Origin of the sequence: Amycolatopsis sp. Hca4, from assembly GCF_013364075.1 — a bacterium.
Classification (GTDB): Bacteria; Actinomycetota; Actinomycetes; order Mycobacteriales; family Pseudonocardiaceae; genus Amycolatopsis.
Genome location: NZ_CP054925.1, coordinates 8,523,464 through 8,545,497, shown reverse-complemented (window position 1 = coordinate 8,545,497; position 22,034 = coordinate 8,523,464). Strand labels below are relative to the sequence as shown.

The 22,034-nt window shown below is 70.5% G+C and carries 25 protein-coding genes and 1 pseudogene; 13 read left to right on the top strand and 13 right to left on the bottom strand.

The annotated features are described in order from the left end of the window. Positions 1 to 225 precede the first annotated feature (225 nt). Entirely contained in the window at positions 226 to 507 is a 282-nt protein-coding gene (locus HUT10_RS38900) for an Lrp/AsnC family transcriptional regulator (RefSeq protein WP_176175750.1), read from the top strand. Then, on the top strand, positions 504 to 698 hold the full coding sequence (locus tag HUT10_RS38895) for a YdeI/OmpD-associated family protein (protein WP_176175749.1): 195 nt from the start codon (positions 504 to 506) through the stop codon (positions 696 to 698). The genes HUT10_RS38900 and HUT10_RS38895 overlap by 4 nt, the downstream gene beginning before the upstream one ends. A gap of 50 nt (positions 699 to 748) precedes the next feature. On the opposite strand, the gene HUT10_RS38890 is transcribed toward HUT10_RS38895, so the two are convergent. From HUT10_RS38890 to HUT10_RS38875, 4 genes are all read right to left on the bottom strand, one after another. Further along, on the bottom strand, positions 749 to 2,425 hold the full coding sequence (locus HUT10_RS38890; protein WP_176175748.1) for a cytochrome bc complex cytochrome b subunit: 1,677 nt from the start codon (positions 2,423 to 2,425) through the stop codon (positions 749 to 751). After that, positions 2,422 to 3,588 carry a ubiquinol-cytochrome c reductase iron-sulfur subunit gene (locus tag HUT10_RS38885; RefSeq protein WP_176175747.1) on the bottom strand — a complete coding sequence of 389 codons (1,167 nt, stop codon included), beginning with the start codon at positions 3,586 to 3,588 and terminating at the stop codon, positions 2,422 to 2,424. The genes HUT10_RS38890 and HUT10_RS38885 overlap by 4 nt, the downstream gene beginning before the upstream one ends. After that, positions 3,585 to 4,403, bottom strand: coding sequence for a c-type cytochrome (locus tag HUT10_RS38880; RefSeq protein WP_176175746.1), 819 nt, complete (start codon positions 4,401 to 4,403; stop codon positions 3,585 to 3,587). The genes HUT10_RS38885 and HUT10_RS38880 overlap by 4 nt, the downstream gene beginning before the upstream one ends. Before the next feature lie 61 nt (positions 4,404 to 4,464). Further along, positions 4,465 to 5,088, bottom strand: a complete 624-nt coding sequence (locus HUT10_RS38875; RefSeq protein WP_086681061.1) for a heme-copper oxidase subunit III — start codon at positions 5,086 to 5,088, stop codon at positions 4,465 to 4,467. A gap of 95 nt (positions 5,089 to 5,183) precedes the next feature. Between HUT10_RS38875 and HUT10_RS38870 the strand changes: the two genes are divergently transcribed. The 3 genes from HUT10_RS38870 to trpD all read left to right on the top strand — a co-directional run bounded on the left by HUT10_RS38870 (position 5,184) and on the right by trpD (position 7,110). Continuing rightward, positions 5,184 to 5,597, top strand: coding sequence for a hypothetical protein (locus tag HUT10_RS38870; protein WP_176175745.1), 414 nt, complete (start codon positions 5,184 to 5,186; stop codon positions 5,595 to 5,597). A 62-nt stretch (positions 5,598 to 5,659) separates the two neighbouring features. After that, positions 5,660 to 6,070, top strand: coding sequence for a hypothetical protein (locus tag HUT10_RS38865; protein ID WP_176178251.1), 411 nt, complete (start codon positions 5,660 to 5,662; stop codon positions 6,068 to 6,070). Positions 6,071 to 6,075: 5 nt separating this feature from the next. Next, on the top strand, positions 6,076 to 7,110 hold the full coding sequence (trpD, locus tag HUT10_RS38860; RefSeq protein ID WP_176175744.1) for an anthranilate phosphoribosyltransferase: 1,035 nt from the start codon (positions 6,076 to 6,078) through the stop codon (positions 7,108 to 7,110). Positions 7,111 to 7,241: 131 nt separating this feature from the next. Here trpD and HUT10_RS38855 read toward each other — a convergent pair whose 3' ends face one another. Beyond that, complete coding sequence (locus HUT10_RS38855) at positions 7,242 to 8,189, bottom strand: DMT family transporter (RefSeq protein ID WP_176175743.1); 948 nt, start codon at positions 8,187 to 8,189, stop codon at positions 7,242 to 7,244. Between the two features lie 83 nt (positions 8,190 to 8,272). Here HUT10_RS38855 and HUT10_RS38850 point away from each other — a divergent pair, with 83 nt between their 5' ends. Further along, positions 8,273 to 9,232, top strand: a complete 960-nt coding sequence (locus HUT10_RS38850; protein WP_176175742.1) for a GlxA family transcriptional regulator — start codon at positions 8,273 to 8,275, stop codon at positions 9,230 to 9,232. Positions 9,233 to 9,285: 53 nt separating this feature from the next. On the opposite strand, the gene HUT10_RS38845 is transcribed toward HUT10_RS38850, so the two are convergent. Next, complete coding sequence (locus HUT10_RS38845) at positions 9,286 to 9,705, bottom strand: cytochrome c oxidase subunit 4 (protein ID WP_176175741.1); 420 nt, start codon at positions 9,703 to 9,705, stop codon at positions 9,286 to 9,288. 32 nt (positions 9,706 to 9,737) lie between these two features. Further along, the gene (gene coxB / locus HUT10_RS38840; protein WP_217709680.1) at positions 9,738 to 10,682 is read right to left on the bottom strand and encodes a cytochrome c oxidase subunit II; all 945 of its coding nucleotides are present in this window, start codon (positions 10,680 to 10,682) and stop codon (positions 9,738 to 9,740) included. Positions 10,683 to 10,866: 184 nt separating this feature from the next. Here coxB and asnB point away from each other — a divergent pair, with 184 nt between their 5' ends. After that, a complete protein-coding gene (gene asnB / locus HUT10_RS38835) occupies positions 10,867 to 12,801 on the top strand; it encodes an asparagine synthase (glutamine-hydrolyzing) (RefSeq protein WP_176175740.1) in 1,935 nt (644 codons plus the stop codon). 566 nt (positions 12,802 to 13,367) lie between these two features. Here asnB and HUT10_RS38830 read toward each other — a convergent pair. Then, positions 13,368 to 14,360, bottom strand: coding sequence for a carbohydrate kinase family protein (locus tag HUT10_RS38830; RefSeq protein WP_217709679.1), 993 nt, complete (start codon positions 14,358 to 14,360; stop codon positions 13,368 to 13,370). Between the two features lie 148 nt (positions 14,361 to 14,508). Between HUT10_RS38830 and HUT10_RS38825 the strand changes: the two genes are divergently transcribed. After that, positions 14,509 to 14,679, top strand: a complete 171-nt coding sequence (locus HUT10_RS38825; RefSeq protein ID WP_020644663.1) for a hypothetical protein — start codon at positions 14,509 to 14,511, stop codon at positions 14,677 to 14,679. 61 nt (positions 14,680 to 14,740) lie between these two features. Here the strand turns inward: HUT10_RS38825 and HUT10_RS38820 are convergent, their stop codons facing one another. Further along, entirely contained in the window at positions 14,741 to 15,118 is a 378-nt protein-coding gene (locus tag HUT10_RS38820; protein ID WP_004562664.1) for an iron-sulfur cluster assembly accessory protein, read from the bottom strand. A 146-nt stretch (positions 15,119 to 15,264) separates the two neighbouring features. Here HUT10_RS38820 and HUT10_RS38815 point away from each other — a divergent pair, with 146 nt between their 5' ends. The 3 genes from HUT10_RS38815 to HUT10_RS38805 all read left to right on the top strand — a co-directional run bounded on the left by HUT10_RS38815 (position 15,265) and on the right by HUT10_RS38805 (position 17,537). Then, positions 15,265 to 15,912, top strand: a complete 648-nt coding sequence (locus tag HUT10_RS38815) for a DUF3043 domain-containing protein (RefSeq protein WP_176175739.1) — start codon at positions 15,265 to 15,267, stop codon at positions 15,910 to 15,912. Between the two features lie 356 nt (positions 15,913 to 16,268). Further along, complete coding sequence (locus HUT10_RS38810) at positions 16,269 to 16,490, top strand: hypothetical protein (RefSeq protein ID WP_176175738.1); 222 nt, start codon at positions 16,269 to 16,271, stop codon at positions 16,488 to 16,490. 57 nt (positions 16,491 to 16,547) lie between these two features. Further along, positions 16,548 to 17,537, top strand: a complete 990-nt coding sequence (locus tag HUT10_RS38805) for an aldo/keto reductase family protein (protein WP_176175737.1) — start codon at positions 16,548 to 16,550, stop codon at positions 17,535 to 17,537. Here the strand turns inward: HUT10_RS38805 and HUT10_RS38800 are convergent. Genes HUT10_RS38800 through HUT10_RS38790 form a run of 3 tightly spaced genes read right to left on the bottom strand, consistent with a single transcriptional unit; the run spans position 17,534 to position 19,327 of the window. Continuing rightward, positions 17,534 to 17,746 carry a hypothetical protein gene (locus HUT10_RS38800; RefSeq protein ID WP_176175736.1) on the bottom strand — a complete coding sequence of 71 codons (213 nt, stop codon included), beginning with the start codon at positions 17,744 to 17,746 and terminating at the stop codon, positions 17,534 to 17,536. The two genes, HUT10_RS38805 and HUT10_RS38800, sit on opposite strands and share 4 nt — an antisense overlap. Further along, entirely contained in the window at positions 17,739 to 18,581 is an 843-nt protein-coding gene (locus HUT10_RS38795; protein ID WP_176175735.1) for a phosphoribosylaminoimidazolesuccinocarboxamide synthase, read from the bottom strand. The genes HUT10_RS38800 and HUT10_RS38795 overlap by 8 nt, the downstream gene beginning before the upstream one ends. After that, positions 18,578 to 19,327, bottom strand: coding sequence for a GntR family transcriptional regulator (locus HUT10_RS38790; protein WP_176175734.1), 750 nt, complete (start codon positions 19,325 to 19,327; stop codon positions 18,578 to 18,580). The genes HUT10_RS38795 and HUT10_RS38790 overlap by 4 nt, the downstream gene beginning before the upstream one ends. Positions 19,328 to 19,465: 138 nt before the next feature. Here HUT10_RS38790 and HUT10_RS38785 point away from each other — a divergent pair, with 138 nt between their 5' ends. After that, complete coding sequence (locus HUT10_RS38785) at positions 19,466 to 19,918, top strand: hypothetical protein (RefSeq protein ID WP_176175733.1); 453 nt, start codon at positions 19,466 to 19,468, stop codon at positions 19,916 to 19,918. Here the strand turns inward: HUT10_RS38785 and HUT10_RS38780 are convergent. Continuing rightward, positions 19,915 to 20,594, bottom strand: a pseudogene (locus HUT10_RS38780) (2-C-methyl-D-erythritol 4-phosphate cytidylyltransferase). The gene HUT10_RS38785 and the pseudogene HUT10_RS38780 sit on opposite strands and share 4 nt — an antisense overlap. Before the next feature lie 75 nt (positions 20,595 to 20,669). Between HUT10_RS38780 and cobT the strand changes: the two are divergent. Beyond that, entirely contained in the window at positions 20,670 to 21,746 is a 1,077-nt protein-coding gene (gene cobT, locus HUT10_RS38775; RefSeq protein WP_176175732.1) for a nicotinate-nucleotide--dimethylbenzimidazole phosphoribosyltransferase, read from the top strand. The last annotated feature ends 288 nt before the right edge of the window (positions 21,747 to 22,034 follow it).

Below are 22,034 nucleotides of genomic sequence, written 5' to 3'. Positions count from 1 at the left end.
GTACCCGGAAGGTCGGAGCGCGTACCCGGAGGGTCGGGTTGAGGCCGGCCGTCCCTGCCACCCAGCCGACCCTCCGGGTACGCCGACCGACCGTTGGGGTACGCCGACCGACCATCCGGGTACGCGGGCCGACCCTCCGGGTGCGTGAGCCGCGCTCCGGGCGGGCCACCATGTGGCGTAGCTAGGATCGCGGGCGACCCCGCAGACGAGTCTTGGAGGACCCAGGTGATCACCGCGATCGTGTTGATCCAGGCAGAGGCGGATGCCATCCCGGACGCGGCGCAGGCGATCGCCGACATCGACGGTGTCGGCGAGGTCTACTCGTGCGCCGGGGACGTCGACCTCATCGCCACCGTCAAGGTGTCCACGCACGAGGGGCTGGCCGACCTGATCCCCGGCAAGATCGGGAAGGTGCCCGGCGTGCTGGACACCGTCACGCACATCGCGTTCCGGTCCTACAGCCGCGCCGACACCGAATCGGCCTTCTCGATCGGCGTCGAGGATTGAGCGAGCTCCCCGCGGAGCTGGCCGACGCCCTCGCGGCCGCCCCGGACGCGGCGGTCCTGTTCGAGGCCCTGCCGCCTTCCCACCGGCGCGAGTACGTCCAGTGGGTCGCGGAGGCCAAGAAGCCCGAGACCCGCGTCTCCAGGGCCGGGAAGGCCATCACCCGGCTCCGCGACAGCGCCGGCAAGCAGTAGAAACGACGAAGGCCACCTCCCGCGGGAGGTGGCCTTCGTCGTCGATGGAACTAGTCGTGCTTCGCGGCCGACGCCGTCTCGGCGGAGTCGAACTCGCCGTGCTGGCCGTGCTGGCCGATCTCGCCACCGGAGTGGCCGTTGCCGTTGGCGCGCTCCAGCGCCGCCGTCTCCTCGGCCGGGTCCGGCGACCAGAACGTGCCCGGCACGGCGTGCCCGGCCGAACCCAGCTTGTTCATCTTCTTCGGCACCGACGCGCCCTGGTACTCGAGCGGGATCGCGTGGCCGTGGCTGTCCACTCCGGCCAGCGGCTGGTGGATCTCGATGAACTCACCGTGCGGCAGCCGCTTGATGATGCCCGTCTCGACACCGTGCTCCAGCACCTCGCGGTCGGCCCGCTGCAGGCCGAGGCAGATGCGGTAGGTGAAGTAGTAGGCCAGCGGCGGCACGATCAGCACGCCGATGCGGCCCGCCCACGTCGTCGCGTTCAGGGAGATGTCGAACTGGTCGGCGATGATGTCGTTGAAGCCGGACAGCTCGATGACCATGAAGAAGCCCAGCGCCATCGCGCCCAGCGCGGTGCGGACCGGTGCGTCACGCGGCCGCTGGAGCAGGTTGTGGTGCGCGGTGTCCTTGGACAGCTTCCGCTCGATGAACGGGTAGCCCAGCAGCAGGCCGAACAGGATCGGCATGCCGACCGCGCCGGGGAAGAACACCGCCGGGATCGTGTAGTTCCCGAGGTAGACCTCCCACGCCGGCCAGATCCGGAGCATGCCGTCGGCCCAGGCCATGTACCAGTCCGGCTGCGAGCCCGCCGACACCTGCGCCGGGTTGTACGGGCCGAAGTTCCACACCGGGTTGATCTGGAACAGCCCCGACATCAGCGCCAGCACCCCGACGACCAGGGTGAAGAACGCCCCGCCCTTGAGCGCGAAGTACGGCATGATCCGCACCCCGACCACGTTGGTCTCCTTGCGGCGCACGCCCGGGAACTGGGTGTGCTTCTGGTACCAGACCAGCGCCAGGTGCGCCCCGACCAGCGCGAGCATGATGCCCGGGATGAGCAGGATGTGCAGCGTGTACAGCCGCGGGATGATCTGATCGCCCGGGAACTCCCCGCCGAACAGCGCCCAGTGGATCCAGGTCCCGGCCACCGGCACCGACAGCACGATGCCCGACAGCGTCGCCCGGATACCGGTCCCGGAGAGCAGGTCGTCCGGCAGCGAGTAGCCGAAGAAGCCTTCGAAGCAGCCCAGGATCAGCAGCAGCCCGCCGATCACCCAGTTCGCCTCACGCGGGCGCCGGAACGCGCCGGTGAAGAAGATGCGCAGCATGTGCACGGCCATGGACGCGACGAAGATCAGCGCGGCCCAGTGGTGCAGCTGGCGCATGAACAGGCCGCCGCGCACGTCGAAGGAGATGTCCAGCGTCGTGCGGAACGCCTGGGACATCTCCAGGCCCTGCATGTTCTTGAAGCTGCCGTGGTAGACGACCTCCTGCATCGAGGGGTCGAAGAACAGCGTCAGGTAGACCCCGGTCAGCAGCAGGATGATGAAGCTGTAGAGCGCGATCTCGCCCAGCAGGAACGACCAGTGGGTCGGGAACACCTTGTTCATCTGGTGCCGCAGGCCCTTGGCCAGGTGGTAGCGCTGGTCCGCGTTGTTCGCGGCCTCGCCCAGCGCCTTCTCGACCGGGCTCGACCCCTTGGTCGGCGTGGTGAGTGAACTCATGACTTACGCTCCCAAAAGGCCGGACCGATGGCCTCGATGAAGTCGCCTCGCGCGATCAAGTATCCCTCTTCGTCCACCGTGATCGGTAGCTGGGCCAGCGGCCGCGTCGCCGGGCCGAAGATCGGCTTGCCGTAGTGGAGTGCGTCGAACTGCGACTGGTGGCACGGGCACAGGATGCGGTTGGTCCGCTGCTCGTACAGGGAGGTCGGGCAGCCGACGTGGCTGCAGATCTTCGTGTACGCGTAGTAGTCGCCGAAGTTGAAGTCCTCCTGGCCGGCCCGCTTGACGACCTTGGCGGCGTCGGTCGGGCGCAGGCGGATCAGCATGACCGGGTTGTCCACCCGGGTCAGCGCCTTGGCCAGCGCCTCCGCGTCGTTGCGCTCGGACTCGCGGAACGGGAAGACCGTCTCCATCGCGCCTGCGTCCAGGTCCTCGGCCTTGACCAGGGAGATCTCGGTCTGCTTGCCGTGCTCGACCTCGACCGGCTTGCCCGTGGCCCGGCGCAGGTAGACCTTCTCGCCGGGGAAGTTCGGCTGCCAGCCGGTGTGCCACAGCGAGTCGCGGGACTCGCTGTCCTTCCACGGGTTCTTGATGAAGGACGCGACCGGCAGCGCCGCGGCGGCCAGGCCGAGCGCACCCGCACCGGCGATCGCCGAGCGCTTGATCAGCGACCGGCGGGCGATGGTGCTGCGGCTCCCGGCGTCGGCCAGGTGCGCCAGGATCGTCTGGCGGTCGACCTCGGACGAGCCCTCGCCGCCCGCGTCGCTGCGCTGCTGCACCGCGACCTCGGCGGGCACGAACTTCTTCGTGTAGAGGATCACGCCGATGCCCAGGCCGAGGATGGCCAGGCCGAGCGTGAGCCCCAGCATCGGGGTGTACAGGCTGTACCAGAAGTGGCCGCTCTCGTTGTCCGGCGCCTCGTACTGCCACGGCCACCAGATCAGCGAAACGACGAACCCGATCCCGGCCAGCGCGGACAGGCCGAACCAGAACGCGACCAGGCGCTCGGCCCGCTTCTCCGCGCGGGTGCCCTCCACGGGCCACGGGGTCGGGTACTCGACGATCTCGACACCGTCGAGCGCCCCGCCCAGCTTGACCAGCTGGTCACGGTCCATCTCAGCCAGTTCCGCCTCCGTCGGCGGCTTCGGCCCTTCGGCACTCATGCCTTCGATCCAATCCACAACGTCACGCCGATCAGCGCGGCGATCCCGACGATAAAGGCGATGACGCCCTCCGAGGCGGGGCCGACCCCGCCGAGGCCGTTACCACCCGGGTCATTGTTGCCGTCCGACACCGACTTCACGTAGGCGACGATGTCCTTCTTCTCCTCCGGCGACAGCTGCCGGTCGGAGAACTTCGGCATGTTCTGGGGGCCGGTGAGCATGGCCGTGTAGATCTGCTCTTCGCTGGCCGGGTCCAGGTTCGGCGCGTACTTGCCCGCCGACAGCGCGCCGCCGCGGCCGGTGAAGTTGTGGCACGAAGCGCAGTTGAGGCGGAACAGCTCGCCACCGCGGGCCGGGTCGTCGCCGCGCAGGGCCTCGCCCTTCTCGGCCGGACGCTGGACGCCGCCGCCGTGCGCCTGGATGTAGGCGCCGACCGCGTCGATCTCGGCCTCGGTCAGCTTCGGCGGCTTCCGCTCGACCTGCGCCTCCTGGCGCGCGGCGGGCATGCGGCCCGAAGAAGTCTGGAAGTACACCGCGGCGTCGCCGATGCCGATCAGGCTCGGCCCGCGGTCCTGCACGCCCTCGAGGTTCGCGCCGTGGCAGGCGATGCAGGTGTTGTTGTAGACCTGCTCGCCGAGGCGCAGCTGCGCCGGCGTGCCCTGGGCCTGCGCGGTCTGCGGCTCCGGGGCGAACACGGCGTACAGGGCGCCGGCACCCACCAGCGCGATGCCGAGCGCGAGCAGGCCGGCGAACCGCCTCCGCAGCTTCGACCGCGCGCGGTAGCGGCGCTCCGAGGACTTGGTGCTGGTGGTCATCTTGCGGCAACCCTTGCTGTCAGTTCAGGCCGATGGTGAAGGTGGTGGCGGCTGGGTGGACCTACGGAAGGAGGTAGATCACACCGAAGAGGCCGACCCACACGATGTCGACGAAGTGCCAGTAGTAGGACACGACGATCGCCGACGTGGCCTGGGCGGGCGTGAACTTGCTCAGTTTCGTGCGGATGAGCAGGTACACGAAGGCGATGAGCCCGCCGATGACGTGCAGGCCGTGGAAACCGGTGGCGAGGTAGAAGACCGTGCCGAACGGGCCGGACGGGATCGTCATCCCCTCTTCGACCAGGTTGTGGTACTCGTTGGCCTGGCCGCCGACGAAGATCGCGCCCATGATCAACGTGATGATGTACCAGCGGCGCAGCCCGTAGACGTCGCCGCGCTCGGCCGCGAACACGCCGAACTGGCAGGTCAGCGAGGACAGCACGAGGATCACCGTGAACGGGATCGCGTACGCCACGTTGAGGTGGAACTCCTCGCCGTGCAGCGGCGGCGGCCACTGGCCGGACGAGTTCTGCGCCTTGACGGTGAAGAACATCGCGAACAGTCCGGCGAAGAACATCAGCTCGCTGGAAAGCCACACGATGGTGCCGACACTGACCATGTTCGGCCGGTTCAGCGAGTGGACCCGCTGACTGATGGTGGGAGCTGCCGTTGTCACGCGTCGCATTATGTCCTCTCGCACCGCCGCTCCGCCGGGTGGGTCCACGGCGAGCCGTCTGCGTAACCGATCACACCGGATGCCCGGGAAGGTGAGAGCTACTCATGGGTTTACTCGACCGGCTGCTTGACCTGGTCAAGAAGCGGGAAACGCCCGGTCTGACGGCCGACGCGCCGGGGCTGAAGATCGTCGCCGAGGCCTTCGACCCGGTCGTCGCGGACTCCGCCGTCCTCGCCGCTTCACCCGACTGGGTCAGCACGGCACCGGCCGTTCTGCGGCACCACCTGCTGCTGCCGCCGGACCGGGTCGAAGACGCGGCGTCGATCCTCGCGCAGGACGGCTACGAGCTGCGAGAACAGGCTCCGGACGGGGAGCTGACGCGGGTGCTCGCCGTGCGCGTCCAGGTGCTCGACGCCCTGCACTGCGCCCAGGAACGGTCGCGGATGGCGGGTCTCGCGCAACGATTGGGCGGCGACGCGCTCGGCTGGGACGCGCAACAGCCGGAGCCGACCGCGTGATGTCGGTCTCGGCCGATACGATCCAGGGAGACGTGCGGTGACGAGATGGAGGCGTGTCCAACATGGGCGAGCGGTCGATGCGGGTCCTGGTGTTCAGCCACAAGGCGGAGGTGCGCGAGGCGATCGTGAACGCGGTCGGCCGGCGGCCCGCCGCCGACCTGGCGCGCGTGGACTACGTCGAGGCGGCCGGCATCGCGGACGTGCTGTCCGAGGTGGACGAGGGCAACGTCGACCTGGCCATCCTCGACGGCGAAGCCCAGCCGACCGGCGGCATCGGCCTCTGCCGCCAGCTGAAGAGCGAAATCGCCGACTGCCCCCCGATCGTGGTCGCCGTGCGGCGCAAGGACGACCGGTGGCTGGCCACCTGGTCGCAGGCGGACGCCGTGCTGGTGCACCCGCTGGACCCGCTGACCGCCGCGGAGACCGTCGCCGACGTGCTGCGCGCGCGGCGGGTCCCCGTCGTGAACGGCTGAGCCCGGTGACCGCCCCGGTCCCCCGCACCTGGCCGCCCCTGCTCAAGCAGCTCGTCGCCGGCGTCGACCTCTCGGCGGAGGACACGGCGTGGGCGATGGACCAGATCATGAGCGGCGCGGCGAGCCCGGCCCGGATCGCCGGGTTCGCGGTCGCGCTGCGTGCCAAGGGCGAGACGCCCGAGGAGATCGCGGGCATGGCGGCCACGATGCTGGCGCACGCCCGGCGGGTCGAGCTGGACGGCCCGGCGGTCGACATCGTCGGCACCGGCGGCGACGGCTCGAACTCGGTGAACATCTCCACGATGGCGACGATCGTCACGGCGGCGGCGGGCGCCCCGGTGGCCAAGCACGGCAACCGCAGCGCGTCGTCGAAGTCCGGCGCGGCGGACGTGCTCGAGGCGCTCGGCGTGACCATCTCGCTGCCGCCGGAGGACGTCCGGCGCAGCCTCGACGAGGTCGGCATCGGGTTCTTCCTGGCTTCGGCGTTCCACCCGGCGCTGCGGCACGCGGGCCCGGTGCGCAGCGAGCTCGGCATCCCGACGACGTTCAACCTGCTCGGGCCGCTGACCAACCCGGCCCAGCCGGGGGCGGCGCTGATCGGCTGCGCGTACCCGGACAAGACCCGGGTGCTGGCCGAGACGTTCGCCCGCCGCGGCACCCGCGCCCTGGTGGTCCGCGGCGACGACGGGCTCGACGAGATCACCACGACCACGACGTCGACGGTCTGGGTGGTCGCGGACGGCACGGTCACCGAGCGCAGCTTCGACCCGGCCTCGGTCGGCATCCCCCGCGCGACGGCCGACGACCTGCGCGGCGGCGACGCGGCGGCGAACGCCCAGGTGGTCCGCGAGCTGGTGGGCGGCAAGCCGGGCCCGGTCCGCGATGCGGTCCTGATCAACGCGGCGGCGGCCTTGGCGGCCTTCACGGGCTTCTCGGAGTCCCTGGAGGACGACCTGCGCGCCGGCCTGGCGCGGGCGGCCGAGGCGATCGATTCCGGCGCCGCGGCCACCCTGCTGGACCGCTGGATCGCCTTCTCCTGACCCGCTCCCGCGTGACCGGGGCCGCAACTCGCGTGACTGAAGCCGGAACTCGCGTGATCGGGGCCGGAACTCGCGAGTTCCGGCCCCGATCACGCGGGTCACGTCCCTGATCACGCGGGTGACGGGTCTGGTCACGCGGGATCCGGGCTCGGGCACGAGCGGCAGGCCGGTTCGGGGCGGGTTGCCGGGCCGGCCGGCTTCTCCGGTGCGGCGGCGGGCTTGCGGCCGCGTTGCGGGGCCAGTGCGGCCGCCAGGACTGCGAGCATGCCCAGGCCCTCCAGCCAGCTCGGGCGGTGGCCGTAGAACGCGATGTCGACCAGGACCGCGACCACCGGGTAGACGTAGGACAGCAGCGCCACCGTCGTCGTCGGCAGCTTGCCGATGCTCGCGTAGATCAGCACGTACATCAGGGCCGTGTGCACCGTGCCCAGCAGGACCAGCCAGAGCAGCCCCGACGTCGTCGACGGCAGCGGCGTCAGCAGCAGCGCGGGGGCCAGGACGATCGCGCCCACGGTCGTCTGCACGGCGGCCAGCAGGTGCGGGCGGACGTGCTTCAGCTGCTTCGCGACGAAGGACGCCCCGGCGTAGAGGAGCGCCGCGCCGAGGGCCAGCGCGATGCCGGCGAGCTGCACCGGCTTGCCGTCCTCGCCGTGCGCGGACAGCGAGATCACCGCCACGCCGCCGAAGGCGATCCCGGCCCGGGCCAGATGGCTCTTGGCGACCTTCTCGCCGAGGAAGGCCGCCGCCAGGCCGACCAGGATCAGCGGCTGGGTGTGGTAGACGACCGTGCTGACCGAGATCGACGACAGCGCGTACGAGGCGAACAGCAGCACCCAGTTGCCGACCAGGAACAACCCGCCCAGCACGGCGAGACCGAGGTCGCGACGGGACGGCCGCCACGCCTGCAGCCAGCCGCGGGAAAGGCACCAGAGCACGAGGAGCGCGCCGCCGACGAAGCAGCGGGCGAAGGCCACGGCCGGAGCGGCCGCGCCGCTCTCGAGGACGACGGCACCGATCGTGCCGGACATGGCCATCGCCGCGGACCACTGGAGCAGCGGGCGGGTTTCGGAGTTCGTCATGCCGACCAGGTTCGTCGCGCCGGCGGCGATCGACCAGTGTCAGAGATGACAACGGCCGCAAAACTTGTGACACACTGGCCGGCATGGACGTCAACCGGGTGGCCGTGGTGCTCGCCGACCGCGTTTCGCCGTTCGAACTGGGCGTCGCGTGCGAGGTGTTTGGCACCGACCGCAGCGCCGACGGCATCGAGGGCTGGGATTTCGGCGTCTGCTCGCCGGACGGCTCCGGCGTGGCCAGCTGGTCCGGTTTCGGGCTGTCCGGCCTGCGGGACCTCGACTTCGCGGCGTCGGCGGACCTGCTGATCGTGCCGACGTGCGCGCCCCGCACGGCACCGCCGCCCGAGCCGGTGCTGGACGTCCTGCGGGACGCGGCCGGGCGCGGCGCGTGGGTGGCGGGCTTCTGCGCCGGTGTCTTCTCCCTGGGCTACGCGGGCCTCCTGGACGGCCGCCGCTGCACCGTCCACTGGGTGTACGAGCCGGAGTTCCGCGCCCGCTTCCCGGCGGCCGAGGTGGACCCCCAGGCGCTGTACGCCGACGACGGCGGGATCCTGACCAGCGCGGGCACGGTCGCGGCGGTCGACCTGTGCCTGCACCTGGTCCGCCGGCTGCGCGGCGTCGCGGCGGCCACGACGCTGGCCCGCCGGATGGTCGCGGCCCCGCACCGCGCGGGCGGGCAGGCGCAGTTCGTCCAGGCACCCGTCCCGGCGACCGCGGCGGGCGACGACGCCGTGGTCGCGGAGGCCCTCGAGTGGGTGGAGCGGCGGCTGGACCAGCCGTTCACCGTGGCGGAGCTCGCCCGCCGCAGCGGACTGGGCGAGCGGACGTTCCTGCGCCGCTTCTCGGCGGCCACGGGCACCACACCGCACCGCTGGCTGACCGAGCGGCGGCTGGACCGCGCCCAGGCCCTGCTGGAGGAGGGCCGCCTGTCGGTGGAGGACATCGCGACGGCGTGCGGTTACGCGTCCGCGGCGGCGCTGCGGCACCAGTTCAGCCGCCTGCGGGGCACGAGCCCGTCGTCCTACCGGACGGCGTTCCGGGGCTGAAGACGAAACCGGCCGCCACGCGGTGAGCGTGACGGCCGGTTCCGGAAAGTGACTCAGTCGTGCGACGGGCCCGTGTGGTACTCGAACACCAGGCCGCCGATGGTGATGAGCAGCGCGACGAGCGCGATGACCAGCAGCCAGATGTGGAAGAACGCCAGCGCCACGGCCGCGAGCGCCGCGGTGGCCGCCATGCCGATCGGCCAGTAGCTGCCCGGGCTGAAGAAGCCCAGCTCACCCGCGCCGTCGCTGATCTCGGCGTCCTCGCGGTCCTCCGGACGCGGCTCGATCCGGCGCGCGACGAACTGCATGTAGCTGCCGGCCAGGAACGCCAGACCGCCGGTGAGGAACAGCGCGACGATGCCCACCGGCTCGGCACCGTGGGTCGCGGCCAGCGCGGTCCACAGCCAGTAGACCCCCGCCATGAACACGGCGAAGATCGCCACGATGAAGAAGATGCGGGCTTCGACCTTCATGGTCTTTTCCTACTCCTGTGTCTCGCCGGGCGTCAGTTGGACGCGGTCCGCGCCGTGCGGTCGGTGTTGAACGGCTGGGTGGTGACCGCGTGCGGGGTGCACAGCTCGCCGCAGTTCATCTTCGCCAGCGCCTCGGCCGCGGTGAAGGCCTGGCCGGTCGCCGGGTTCGTCTGCTTGCGCAGCGCGATGTACTGGTCGTACTTGTCCGGCGACAGCGCACGGACCTCGAAGTTCATCACCGAGTGGTACGTGCCGCACAGCTCCGCGCACCGGCCGACGAAGGAGCCCTCGCGGTCGATCTTGTTCTGGAAGGAGCTGTCCTGGTTGTTCTTCTCCGGGTTCGGCATGACGTCCCGCTTGAAGTGGAACTCCGGCACCCAGAAGGAGTGGATGACGTCGGTGGAGACCAGGTCGTACTGGATGGTCTTGCCGACCGGGAGCACGAGCAGCGGGATCTCGCCGGACGAGCCGACGGTGCTCACCTGCTGGCCGTCCGCCCGCTTGGCGGACTCGTCCTCGTACTTGAACTCCCAGTTCCACTGGAAGGCCACGACCTGGACCTTGACGTCCGGGTTGGGGATCTTGTCGAGGACCTTCGACTCCGTGGTCGCGGTGAAGAAGAACAGCACGCAGACCATGATCGTCGGGACGACGACCGTGAACAGCTCGAGCGGGATGTTGTACTGGAACTGCCGGGGCAGCTCCTCCGGCTCGCCGTCGCCTGCCGTCTTCTTCTTGCGGTGGAACGTCGCGGTCCAGAAGATCAGGGCCCACACGATGACGCCGACGACCAGCGCCGCGACCACGGTCCAGGTCCAGAGCGTCCGCATCTGGTTCGCCTGCTCGGTGACACCGACCGGCCAGCCGAACCGGAGGATCTCGTCGCCGGAGCAGCCCGTCGCGGTCAGCGCGACCAGCACGGCCAGCGCGGCGACGCGCAAGGTCCGCTTCCCCAGGGTGCGCTCGGGTTGTCCCACTGCGCCTCGCCCTTTCACCCAGAGCCTCCTACGACAGATCTTTGTGACAGCCGGACTCTAGCCGAGTTGGCCCATCCTGCTGACCAAGGGGTAACCATCGACGCGCGTGGTACTCGCCACGACCGCCCCGGCATACTGGGGCCTTCCCCAGCCCGGCGAAGACCCTGAAGGTGTGTGAGTCCCCGTGTGCGGCCTGCTTGGACTGATCTGCGCGACCGAGACCGGCGCGGCGAACGCGCGTGACGCCGTCGGCGCGGCCATGCGCTGCCAGCGCCACCGCGGCCCCGACGAGCAGGACACCTGGGCCGATGCCGAGGTCGTCTACGGCTTCAACCGGCTCGCCTTCATCGACGTCGAGCACGCGCACCAGCCGCTGGTCTGGGGCCCGCCGGAGGCGCCGGGCCGCTACACCATGAACTTCAACGGCGAGATCTACAACTACCTGGAGCTGCGGGCGGAGCTCGCCGAGCAGCACGGCGCGAAGTTCGAGACCGAGGGTGACGGCGAGGCGATCGTCGCCGGCTTCCACTACCTGGGCGCGGACTGGGTGAAGCGCCTGCGCGGCATGTTCGCCTTCATGATCTGGGACTCGCAGGAGAAGCGGGTCTTCGGCGCGCGTGACCCGTTCGGGATCAAGCCGCTGTTCTACTCGGCAGGCCCGGGTGGGGTGGCGTTCTCCAGCGAGAAGAAGAGCCTGCTGGAGCTGTCGGACGTCCTCGGCGTCGCCCAGGAGCTGGACCGCAAGGCCCTGCAGCACTACCTGGTCCTGCAGTACGTGCCCGAGCCCGAGTCGCTGCACACGGCGATCCGGCGCGTCGAGTCCGGTACCTCGTTCGAGGTGGTGCCCGGTGGTGAGGTGAAGTTCACCCGCTACTTCCACCCGCAGTTCAGCGCCAAGCCGGTCAACTCGCCCGCCGAGGCCGAGGAGCTGTACCAGCGGATCGCCGATGTGATGCGCGACTCGGTCGGCAAGCACATGATCTCCGACCCGGACGTCACGGTCGGCGCGTTCCTCTCCGGCGGCATCGACTCCACGGCCACCGCCACGCTGGCCAAGGAGCACAACCCGAACCTGATCGCGTTCACCACCGGGTTCGAGCGCGAGGGCTACTCCGAGGTCGACGTCGCCGCCGAGTCGGCCGCCGCGATCGGCGTGAAGCACGTGGTCCGGACGGTCTCGGCGGACGAGATGATGGAGGTGCTGCCGCTCATCGTCTGGTACCTCGACGACCCGGTGGCCGACCCGGCGCTGGTCCCGCTGTGGTTCATCGCCCGCGAAGCCCGCAAGCACGTCAAGGCGGTGCTGTCGGGCGAGGGCGCGGACGAGCTGTTCGGCGGCTACACGATCTACAACGAGCCGATCTCGCTGGCGCCGTTCGAGAAGATCCCGGGCGGGATGCGCAAGCTGATCGGCAAGGTGTCGACGAAGATCCCCGAGGGCACCCGCGGCAAGGACCTGCTCCGCCGCGGCGCGCTGCCGCTGGAGGACCGCTACTACGGCAACGCCCGCAACTTCCGCGACGACCAGCTGCGCAACGTGCTCCGCACGTACCAGGAGGGCGTCGGCTTCAAGGACGTCACGGCCCCCTGGTACGAGGTGTCCCGCGGCTGGGACCCGGTGGCCCGCATGCAGCACGTCGACCTCTACACGTGGCTGCGCGGCGACATCCTGGTCAAGGCCGACAAGGTGACGATGGCGAACTCGCTGGAGCTGCGGGTGCCGTTCCTCGACGCCGAGGTGTTCAAGGTCGCTGCCTCGATCCCGCTGGACCAGAAGCTCGCCAACGGGACGACGAAGTACGCGCTGCGCCAGGCCCTGGCGAAGATCATCCCGGCGCACGTGCTCAACCGCCGCAAGCTCGGCTTCCCGGTCCCGATCCGGCTGTGGCTGCGCAACGAGATGTACGACTGGGCTCGCGGCATCATCTCGGACTCGAAGACCGAGGAGCTGCTGGACAAGAAGGCGATCCTGGCGCTGCTGGAGGAGCACAAGGCGGGCCAGCTGGACCGCAGCCGCCAGCTGTGGGCGCTGATCGTGTTCATGCTGTGGCACGGCATCTTCGTCGAGCACCGGATCAAGCCGGAGATCCCGGAGCCGGTGTACCCGGTCAAGCTCTGACACGCTCGTGAAGAGGCCCCGCACTGGCTCGGTGCGGGGCCTTTTCGTGTTCCGGAACTCAGGCGGCGGGCAGAACTGCCGAGAATCTGGTCGGCCGCGTCGGGCCGGGCGCGGTGGCTCGCCGCCTCGGCGGCACCGATCCGGGGCCTTCGTCGGTTCCGCCGCCCGGGGGCATCAGGCCTCAGCTGCGAAAAGGCCCCGCACGACTCGATGCCGGGGCTCACGCGGCGGGCAGGACCGCCGAGATCTCGTCGGCCGCGTCGGGCGAACCCTTCCTTCGCGCGCCCCGCATCGGCCCCGCCCGCCACGGCGGCGGGCCGAGGTGCCGGCTCCGCGAACCGTCAGCGCAGCAGGTCGTCCCTGCGGACAGTCCCCGCGATGCCGACGAGTCCGGCTGGCGCCCCGCCGTGCCGGCTCACCGAAGCCCGAACCGGCCGGGCTGGGCGCAGTGGCTCGCCGCCTTGGCCGCACCGATCCGGGGCCTTCGTCGGTTCCGCCGCCCCGGGGCCTCAGCTGCGAAAAGGCCCCGCACCGGCTCGGTGCGGGGCCTTTTCGTGTTCCGGAACTCAGGCGGCGGGCAGGACCGCCGAGATCTCGTCGGCCGCGTCCGGGCCGAACGCCTCGCCGATGCGGGCCAGTGCCTCCGCGCGGTCGAACGTCCACTCCTGCGTGCCGACCGTCTCCAGCACCAGGACCGCGATGAGCGACCCCAGCTGGGCCGAGCGCTCGACGTTCAAGCCGCCGTCGAGGCCGGCCAGGAAGCCCGCTCGGAAGCCGTCGCCGACGCCCGTCGGGTCGGCCTTCGTGCGCTCCGGCACCGCGCCGATCTGCAGGGCGACGCCGTCCTTGCCGACGATTTCGACGCCCTTCTCGCCCAGCGTGGTGATCCGCAGGCCCACCTGGTCGAGGACGTCGGCCTCGGTCCAGCCCGTCTTCTGGAGCAGCAGCTCCCACTCGTAGTCGTTGCTGAACAGGTACTTCGCGCCGGCGACGAACGCGCGCGCCTGCTCGCCGGTCATCCGGGCCAGCTGCTGCGACGGGTCGACGGCGAACGCGTACCCGCGCTGGCGGCACTCCTCCGCGTGGCGGATCATGCCCTCCGGGTCGTCCGGGCTGATCAGCACCAGGCTCAGCGCGCCGGCGCGCTCGGCGATCGGCTGCAGCTCGATGTTGCGGGACTCGGCCATCGCGCCGGCGTAGAACGTCGCGATCTGGCACAGGTCCTCATCCGTCGTGCAGACGAACCGCGCGGTGTGCGCGACCTCGGACACGTGCACGCCCGAGGTGTCCACGCCGTGCCGCTCCAGCCAGGAGCGGTAGTCGGCGAAGTCGGCGCCGACCGCGCCCACCAGCACCGGCTTGACGCCGAGCACCCCGAGGCCGAAGGCGATGTTCGCGCCGATGCCGCCGCGCCGGACCACGAGGTCGTCGGCGAGGAAGCTCAGCGACACCCGGTGCAGCTGCTCGGCGACCAGCTGCTCCGCGAACCTGCCCGGGAAGTGCATGAGGTGGTCGGTCGCGATACTGCCGGACACCGCGATCCTGGCCTTTTCTGCCACCGGTTGCTCCTTCGTGTTCGACCTCACGGCAAAAAGCGCGAAGTTACCCCCGGGTCGTGCCCCATCCGGGTAGTTCGCGCGTGCCCAGCCGACACTACCGGCTGGTACTCCTGTTCCAGTCGAGCGCGGATCAATAGCGTTACGAATCGTGAACGCCGTCACCGAACCCGAGACCCTGTCCGAGCTGATCGCCGACTGCGCGCTCATCCCGGCGACGCTCCAGGCCGAGAGCCTCCCGCTGCCCCGCGTCACGGCCAAGCCGTGGCAGGTCGACGAGGCGTGCCACGCCCAGGTGGCCGAGCTCGACGCCTACGTGTAGCCCGCAGACGCGAGAAGGCCCCGCCTCCCAGCCGGGAGACGGGGCCTTTCTTCGCTGTCGCTCAGTGGAACGAGTCGCCGCAGGCGCAGGAGCCGGTGGCGTTCGGGTTGTCGATCGTGAAGCCCTGCTTCTCGATCGTGTCCACGAAGTCGATGACGGCTTCCGACACGTACGGCGCGCTCATCCGGTCCACGGCGACCTTGAGGCCGTCGAAGTCGCGGAACAGGTCGCCGTCGAGCGTGCGCTCGTCGAAGAACAGCTGGTAGCGCAGGCCCGCACAGCCACCGGGCTGGACGGCGATGCGCAGGTGCATGTCGTCGCGGCCCTCCTGCTCGAGCAGGGCCTTCGCCTTGGAAGCCGCGGCGTCGGTCAACGTGACGCCGTGGGTCTCCTCGGCGGTCTCGGCCTGCGTCGCGCCGGCGTGCTCAGCGGTCGTCATGGCACTCCCTCAAAGTTCGAACTCGCTGCGGATACTCCTCGTGCTGACGTCTTCAACACCCGGAGCGTCCGATCTGTTCCCCCACCATGGTCGCACATGGATCGACCTGGTGAACGGCGGCGTGACGCCTGCAATACCCTGATGACGTGAGGTTCCTGCGCCGAAGCACCACAGACACCGCCGCCGAAGAGCCGGAGACGGGCGAAGCCGTCGACGTCGCCGGCAAGGCGTACACGCCCGGTAAGGGCAAGGCTACGCCGAAGCGCCGCGACGCGGAGGCGAAGAAGCGCGGCCCGGTGGCGCCGCCGCCCACGACGATGCGTGAGGCGATGAAGCGCAACAAGGAGCTGCGCAAGGCGAACCCCCAGACCAAGGAAGAGCGCCGCGCGGCCACCAAGGCCCGCCGCGACGCGATGATGCGCGGCGACGACAGCGCCCTGCTCCCCCGCGACCGCGGGCCGGTCAAGCGCTACGTCCGCGACCTGGTCGACAGCCGGCGCAACCTGCTCGGGCTGTTCATGCCGCTGGCCATCGTGGTGTTCCTGGCGCTGCTGGTGCCGCTGCCGCAGGTGCAGTCGTACATCACCCTGCTGTGCACGGCGATGCTGCTGGTGATGGCGATCGAGGGCTTCGTGAACGGGCGCAAGATCGCGAAGCTGGTGCGGGAGAAGTTCCCGAAGGAAGCGGTGAACGGCCGGTCGATCGGCTGGTACGCGTTCGTCCGGGCGTCCCAGATCCGGCGGCTGCGGATGCCGAAGCCGCGGCTGAAGCCCGGGGACCCGATCCCGAACTGAGCCGGTTGTGAGAAGCCGGGTCGAGCGAGCCTCGACCCGGCTTCTTGCTGTGCACGGGACCTCCGGCGCGTATTCTGGGCAGGAGCCGGAGCGGGGCATCCCCCTAGCGTTATCGCGCGACACGCACGGTAGCGCGAGGAGTTTGCCCCGCCCCTTTTCTCGGTTCCCGGGCCTCGGCGTGGGGACCGTCGCTCCAAAGGTGTTCCGCCTGACCGTCGCAAATGGGGACCGGTCATCCGGGGCCGGAACACCGCGGCACGGCCGCCGGCGTGAGCCGGCGACGCGGTACCCACGTGAACACCGACCCTGACCGGCCGGTGAGGACGCTCCGGACTCGTCGGCGGTGAGGGGCGCGCGTGTCGTCGTTCGAAGTCGTCCTGTCCCGCGTCGTCGGGATGTCCGCCGCGAGCCTCTGGGCGATCGCCGCCATCCTCGTCATCGTCTTCCTCGGCGCCTGGCTGCTCTACCGCCTCCACCTCGCCAAGCGCCGAGAAGGCGAACGTTTCCGCCTCAAGATGCCGTTCTTCGAGATCGAGACGGGCCCACCGGCCGAAAAGAAGGACGAACCGCCCGAGTGAGGGTGGAGTCACTCCAGGTCGTTAGCAAAGCAAACGATTACCGCCTAAGCTCGGGCCATGGAGTTTCGTCGTCTCGGCCGCAGTGGCCTCAACGTCAGTGAGATCTCGTACGGGAACTGGCTCACCCACGGTTCCCAGGTCGAGGAAGACCAGGCCCGCGCCTGCATCCAGGCCGCGCTCGACGCCGGCATCACGACCTTCGACACCGCCGATGCCTACGCCAACACCGCCGCCGAGGCCGTGCTCGGGCGGGGGCTCAAGGGCCAGCGGCGGGAGAGCCTGGAGATCTTCACCAAGGTCTTCTGGCCCACCGGCCCCAAGGGCCCCAACGACCGCGGCCTGTCCCGCAAGCACATCATGGAGTCGGCGCACGCGAGCCTCGAAAGGCTGGGTACCGACTACGTCGACCTCTACCAGGCCCACCGGTTCGACCGGCACACCCCGCTCGAAGAGACCATGGTCGCCTTCGCCGATCTCGTGCGCCAGGGCAAGGTGCTCTACGTCGGCGTCTCCGAATGGACCGCCGAGCAGATCTCGCGCGGTGCCGCCCTCGCCCGGGAGCTCAACATCCCCCTGGTCTCGAACCAGCCGCAGTACAACATGCTCTGGCGCGTCATCGAGGAGCAGGTCATCCCCACCTCGGAGCGCGAAGGCCTGAGCCAGATCGTCTGGTCGCCGATCGCGCAGGGCGTGCTCACCGGCAAGTACAAGCCCGGCCAGGCCTACCCCGAAGGCTCGCGCGCCACCGACGAAAAGGGCGGCGCCGACATGGTCGCCCGCTTCCTCGACGAAGACGTCCTCAAGCGCGTCGCCCAGCTCGAGCCGCTCGCCGAGCAGGCCGGGCTGAGCCTCGCCCAGCTGGCCGTCGCCTGGGTGCTGCAGAACCCGAACGTCGCCTCGGCGATCATCGGGGCCTCTCGCCCGGAGCAGGTGCACGAGAACGTCAAGGCTGCCGGCAAGAAGCTCGACGCCGACCTGCTGACCGCCATCGACGACGTCCTCGGCGACGTCGTCGAGCGGGACGCCAGCCTGACCAAGAGCCCCTAGTCCTGGTTGATCCGGCCCTGGAACGGCACCCCGAGGTCGAACGCGTCCTCGGGGGCCATCCGGGGCTCCAGCCCGAACCCGCGCAGCAGCCGCCCGGCGCCCGCCAGCCGGTCGCCGCCGCGGCCCGGCACCCGGGTGGGCGCCAGGCCGCGCGAGACGAGCAGGCTCTCGACGTCGTCGATCAGCCGGTACGGGTCGTACTCACCCACGGACCCAGGTCTTCCCGGTGATCCGCTCGTAGACCTCGGTGTAGCGCTGCCGCGTCTGCTCGACGATGTCCGCGGGGATCTCCGGCCCGGGCGGGGTCTGGTCCCAGCCCGTCGACCGCGACCAGTCGCGGACGAACTGCTTGTCGAACGCGTGCTGCGGACGGCCCGGCTCCCACTCGTCGGCCGGCCAGAACCGCGACGAGTCCGAGGTCAGGACCTCGTCGCCCAGCGTCAGGGTGCCTTCCGCGTCGAAGCCGAACTCCAGCTTCGTGTCGGCGATGATCACGCCTTGGGCCGCCGCGTGCTCGGCGCCCTTCGTGTAGATCTCCAGCGTCAGCTCGCGAAGCCGCTTCGCGGTGTCCTCGCCGATCTCGTTCAGGACCTCGTCGAAGGTCATGAACTCGTCGTGGCCGGTGTCGGACTCCTTGGTCGTCGGCGTGAAGATCGGCTCCGGGAGCTTGTCGCCCTCGACCAGGCCCGGCGGCAGCGCGACGCCGGAGATCCGGCCGTCGCACTGGTACTCGCGCAGGCCGAGGCCCGCGAGGTAGCCGCGGGCGATGCACTCGACCTTGACCATCTTCAGCGGCTTGCAGCGCATCGCGCGCCCGGCGAACTCCTCCGGCACGTCGGTGGTCGACACGACGTGGTTCGGGACGACGTCGGCCATCCGGTCGAACCACCACGCGGAGAGCTGGTTGAGCAGCTTGCCCTTGTCCGGGATCGGCGTCGGCAGCGAGACGTCGTAGACCGAGACCCGGTCGGACGCGACCAGCAGGATGTCCCCGCCGTCGAGTTCGTACAGGTCGCGGACCTTGCCCGCGTGGATCTTTCTCATTCGCCGTCCTCAGTCGTGTACTCGTAGAAAACCCAGTGGTCGGGCAAGGCGGCGGATTCACCGTACTCGACGACCGTCCCGTCGGCCGCCAGGAAGGTGCTCCGGCCGAGCAGCACCGGCGACCCGGCGGGCAGCCCCAGCTCGACCGCCTCTTCCTCGCTCGCGCGGCCGGCCGCGTGCCGTTCCTGCGTCGTCGCGATCTTCGTGCCCAGGCGGGTGGCCGCGTGGGTCGCGGTGCCCTCGACGATCCGCTCGGCCACCAGCAGCGCCGGCGCCTTCGCCGACAGCGCGCCGTCGAACCACGACGTCGACGTCGACAACGGCCGCGAATCGGGACCGTACGTGGTGCGCCGCCGGTGGATCGCCGGGGCACCCTCCTCCAGGCCGAGTGCGGCCGCGGCCCGCTCGGGCGCCGGCTCCAGGCCGGCCGAGCGGATCACCGCGTAGTGACCCGGCGGGTAGATCCGGCCCGTCCGCGCCGAAGCGGCGCTGCGGTCGCGGGCCGTGCGGTGCAGGCCGCCGCGGTCGACGACCGTGCCGACGCCGCGCACGGGCCGCACGAGGCCCTGCGAACGCAGGGTGGCCAGCACCTTGGTGGCCGTCGCCATGGCGACGGTCCAGGTACGAGCGATCTCACGGGCGGAGGGCACCGCATCGCCCTCCTGCAGCCGGCCGGACAGGATGTCGTCACGGATCCGGCCCGCGATCTGCAGGTACGGCGGCTCAGGGCGATCGAGGGTGGGCAAGGCGGCTCCTCACAGGGACAACACGCACAAGTGTTCTAGCACGCCGGAGGGTGTCGCTCAAAGACCTGTTCAGAACCACCCAGGTGTACTAGTACACGCACTGGACTGCGCTCTAGTACGCAAGTTACCCTCGAAAGTGTGTCCCCGCCCACACCACACTCCGGTTCCAGCGGCCAGGGCCTCGAGGAACTCCTCGAGGAACTCCGGCGCCGCAACTGGGTGCTGCACCTGTTCGGCGGCCGCGAGGCACCGGAGATCTACGCCGCAGTGCACCGCTGGCCGACCTGCGCGGACGTCATCATCCTCCGCGACGAGCACCGGGCCAGCGCCTACCGCGTCCCGACCTTCCCGGGCACGGACGTGTTCAGCCCGCGGGTCGTCACCTGGCAGTACCACGCCACCCCGGTGTGGACGCTGCGGGCGGTGCTCACCCTGGCGGAGCCCGGCACCCCGGGCGCACCGCTGCAGGCACTCCGGCCACAGCCGGACTGCCGGATCCCGCCCGAACTGCGGGGGGACGTCACCATCCGGCCGACCGGGCGGCCCACGGAGGGAGACGACGGCGGCGGTGGCCCGCCCGCGTGCGCCTAGCGGCGGGCCAGCAGCCGCTCCGCGACGACGAGGTCGTGGGGATAGGTGATCTTGAGGTTCTCGGGAGCACCCGGGACCCAGCGGATCGGCAGGGAGGAGAACCGCTCCATGCACGATGAAGTGTCCGTACCCACGAAGCCATCGCGCTCGGCCTTCTCGTAGGCCTCGAGCAGCGGTCCGGCCCGGAAGCCCTGAGGCGTCTGGACGCGGATCGCGCCGGGCACCTGGGCGACCAGGTGCCCGGCATCCACCTCGACGACGTCGTCCGCGGCCAGGCCCGGCACAGCCCCCCGTCCTCGCGTGTCCGGGCCAACACCGCACCGACCAGTCCGGGGTGGACCAGCGGCCGGGCCGCGTCGTGCAGCAGCACGGCGTCGACCCGGCCGCCCGCAATCCGCGGGGCGAGGTGGCGCAGGGCGTTGAGCTCGGAGGCCTGGCGGGTGTCGCCGCCGTGGACGATCTCGACGCCCGCGCCGGCCACCTCGTCGGCCAGTTCCCGGTCCTGCGGCCGGATCACCAGCACGAGCACGCCGATGCCGGGCACCTTCCGGAAGGCGTCGAGCGACCACGCCACCACCCGCCGCCCGGCCAGGGGCAGGTAGACCTTGTTCAGCTTCGCGCCGACGCGGGTGCCCGCGCCGCTGGCCAGCACCACCGCGGCCGCCGTCGTCTCCACGAGCCGCGAGACTACCGGCCGCCCCTTCCCGGTAAGTTGGCCGCAGCGGTTGCCGTGGAACAGGAAGGGCCTGGTGTGGAGCCGGAAAACATCGAGTTCCCCGAGATCACCCCGCCCGACGACCACGCCCGGTCGGCCGCCATCGCGCTGCACGACAAGCTGGTCAAGCCAGCAGGGTCGCTCGGGCGGCTCGAGGAGCTGGGCGTCTGGATCGCCGCCTGCCAGGGGCAGTCGCCGCCGCGGCCGTTCACCCGGCCGCGGGTGGTCGTCTTCGCCGGGGACCACGGCATCGCCGCCAAGGGCGTCTCCGCCTATCCCGCCGAGGTCACCGGGCAGCTGCTGGGCACCATGCTCACCGGCGGGGCCGCGATCAACGTGCTGGCCGCCGCGGCGGGCGCGAGCGTGCGGGTGGTCGACCTCGCGGTCGACACCGAGGCTCCGGCGACCCGGTCGATCGGCGAGTTCAAGGTCCGGCGCGGTTCCGGGTCCATCGACGTCGAAGACGCGCTGACCGCCGAAGAGGTGCGGAAGGCGATCCGGGCCGGGATCGCCATCGCCGATGCCGAGGTCGACGGCGGGGCCGATCTGCTCATCCCGGGTGATCTCGGGATCGGGAACAGCACGCCGGCGTCGGTGCTGGTGGCGGCGCTGACCGGGAGCGAGCCGGTGGCCGTGGTCGGGCGGGGGTCCGGGATCGACGACGCCGCCTGGATGCGGAAGGCCGCCGCGGTTCGCGACGCCCTGCGACGGGCTCGCTCGGTGCTGGCCGATCCGGTTGACCTGCTGCGCACCGCGGCCGGTGCGGATATTGCCGCGATGGCCGGGTTTCTCGCTCAGGCCGCGGTGCGGCGGACGCCTGTGGTGCTGGATGGGCTTGTCGCCTGTGCTGCTGCGCTCGTTGCGGAAGACCTCGCTCCGGGAGCGCGGCGGTGGTGGGTTGCCGGGCAGCGGACCGGTGAGCCTGCTCATGCTCTTGCCTTGGAGCACCTGGATCTCGGTCCGCTGCTGGAGCTGGATGTTCGGCTTGGTGAAGGGACCGGGGCTGTTACCGCGTTGCCTCTGCTGATGATGGCTGCTCGGGTTCTTGCCGAGACTGCTACTCATGAGCAGGCTGGGGTTTCCGGGCCGCTCATTGCTGCTCCTGCTTCCTGAACCGGCCCTGCTTCTACAGGGTTTTTAGCTCAGGGGCCGCCACCCCGAAGCCCAATTGTGACTACGGACGGTAGTACCGCGTCAAGGCGGGAAAGCGTGCCTTGACCCGGCACTACCGTCCGTGTGCTGGCTTCGGATCGGGGTTGCGGGGGTCTGGGTGGTTCCCGTCGGTTCTTCGGCCTGGCGTTTGTCGGTGGGGCGCCTTGGCTTCACCGTTGCTTTGGCGGGTCTGCCGCGGCTTTCCTGACGATGCTTTGGCTTGTCTGCCGCAGCCTTGACGAAAACGGC

What these genes read in the sequence shown, in the direction of transcription:
- HUT10_RS38890 (WP_176175748.1), bottom strand. Translation starts at nt 2,425, where the DNA reads ATGAGTTCACTCACCACGCCGACCAAGGGGTCGAGCCCGGTCGAGAAG.
- HUT10_RS38885 (WP_176175747.1), bottom strand. Translation starts at nt 3,588, where the DNA reads ATGAGTGCCGAAGGGCCGAAGCCGCCGACGGAGGCGGAACTGGCTGAG.
- HUT10_RS38880 (WP_176175746.1), bottom strand. Translation starts at nt 4,403, where the DNA reads ATGACCACCAGCACCAAGTCCTCGGAGCGCCGCTACCGCGCGCGGTCG.
- HUT10_RS38875 (WP_086681061.1), bottom strand. Translation starts at nt 5,088, where the DNA reads ATGCGACGCGTGACAACGGCAGCTCCCACCATCAGTCAGCGGGTCCAC.
- HUT10_RS38870 (WP_176175745.1), top strand. Translation starts at nt 5,184, where the DNA reads ATGGGTTTACTCGACCGGCTGCTTGACCTGGTCAAGAAGCGGGAAACG.
- HUT10_RS38865 (WP_176178251.1), top strand. Translation starts at nt 5,660, where the DNA reads ATGGGCGAGCGGTCGATGCGGGTCCTGGTGTTCAGCCACAAGGCGGAG.
- HUT10_RS38855 (WP_176175743.1), bottom strand. Translation starts at nt 8,189, where the DNA reads ATGACGAACTCCGAAACCCGCCCGCTGCTCCAGTGGTCCGCGGCGATG.
- HUT10_RS38850 (WP_176175742.1), top strand. Translation starts at nt 8,273, where the DNA reads ATGGACGTCAACCGGGTGGCCGTGGTGCTCGCCGACCGCGTTTCGCCG.
- HUT10_RS38845 (WP_176175741.1), bottom strand. Translation starts at nt 9,705, where the DNA reads ATGAAGGTCGAAGCCCGCATCTTCTTCATCGTGGCGATCTTCGCCGTG.
- HUT10_RS38820 (WP_004562664.1), bottom strand. Translation starts at nt 15,118, where the DNA reads ATGACGACCGCTGAGCACGCCGGCGCGACGCAGGCCGAGACCGCCGAG.
- HUT10_RS38805 (WP_176175737.1), top strand. Translation starts at nt 16,548, where the DNA reads ATGGAGTTTCGTCGTCTCGGCCGCAGTGGCCTCAACGTCAGTGAGATC.
- HUT10_RS38795 (WP_176175735.1), bottom strand. Translation starts at nt 18,581, where the DNA reads ATGAGAAAGATCCACGCGGGCAAGGTCCGCGACCTGTACGAACTCGAC.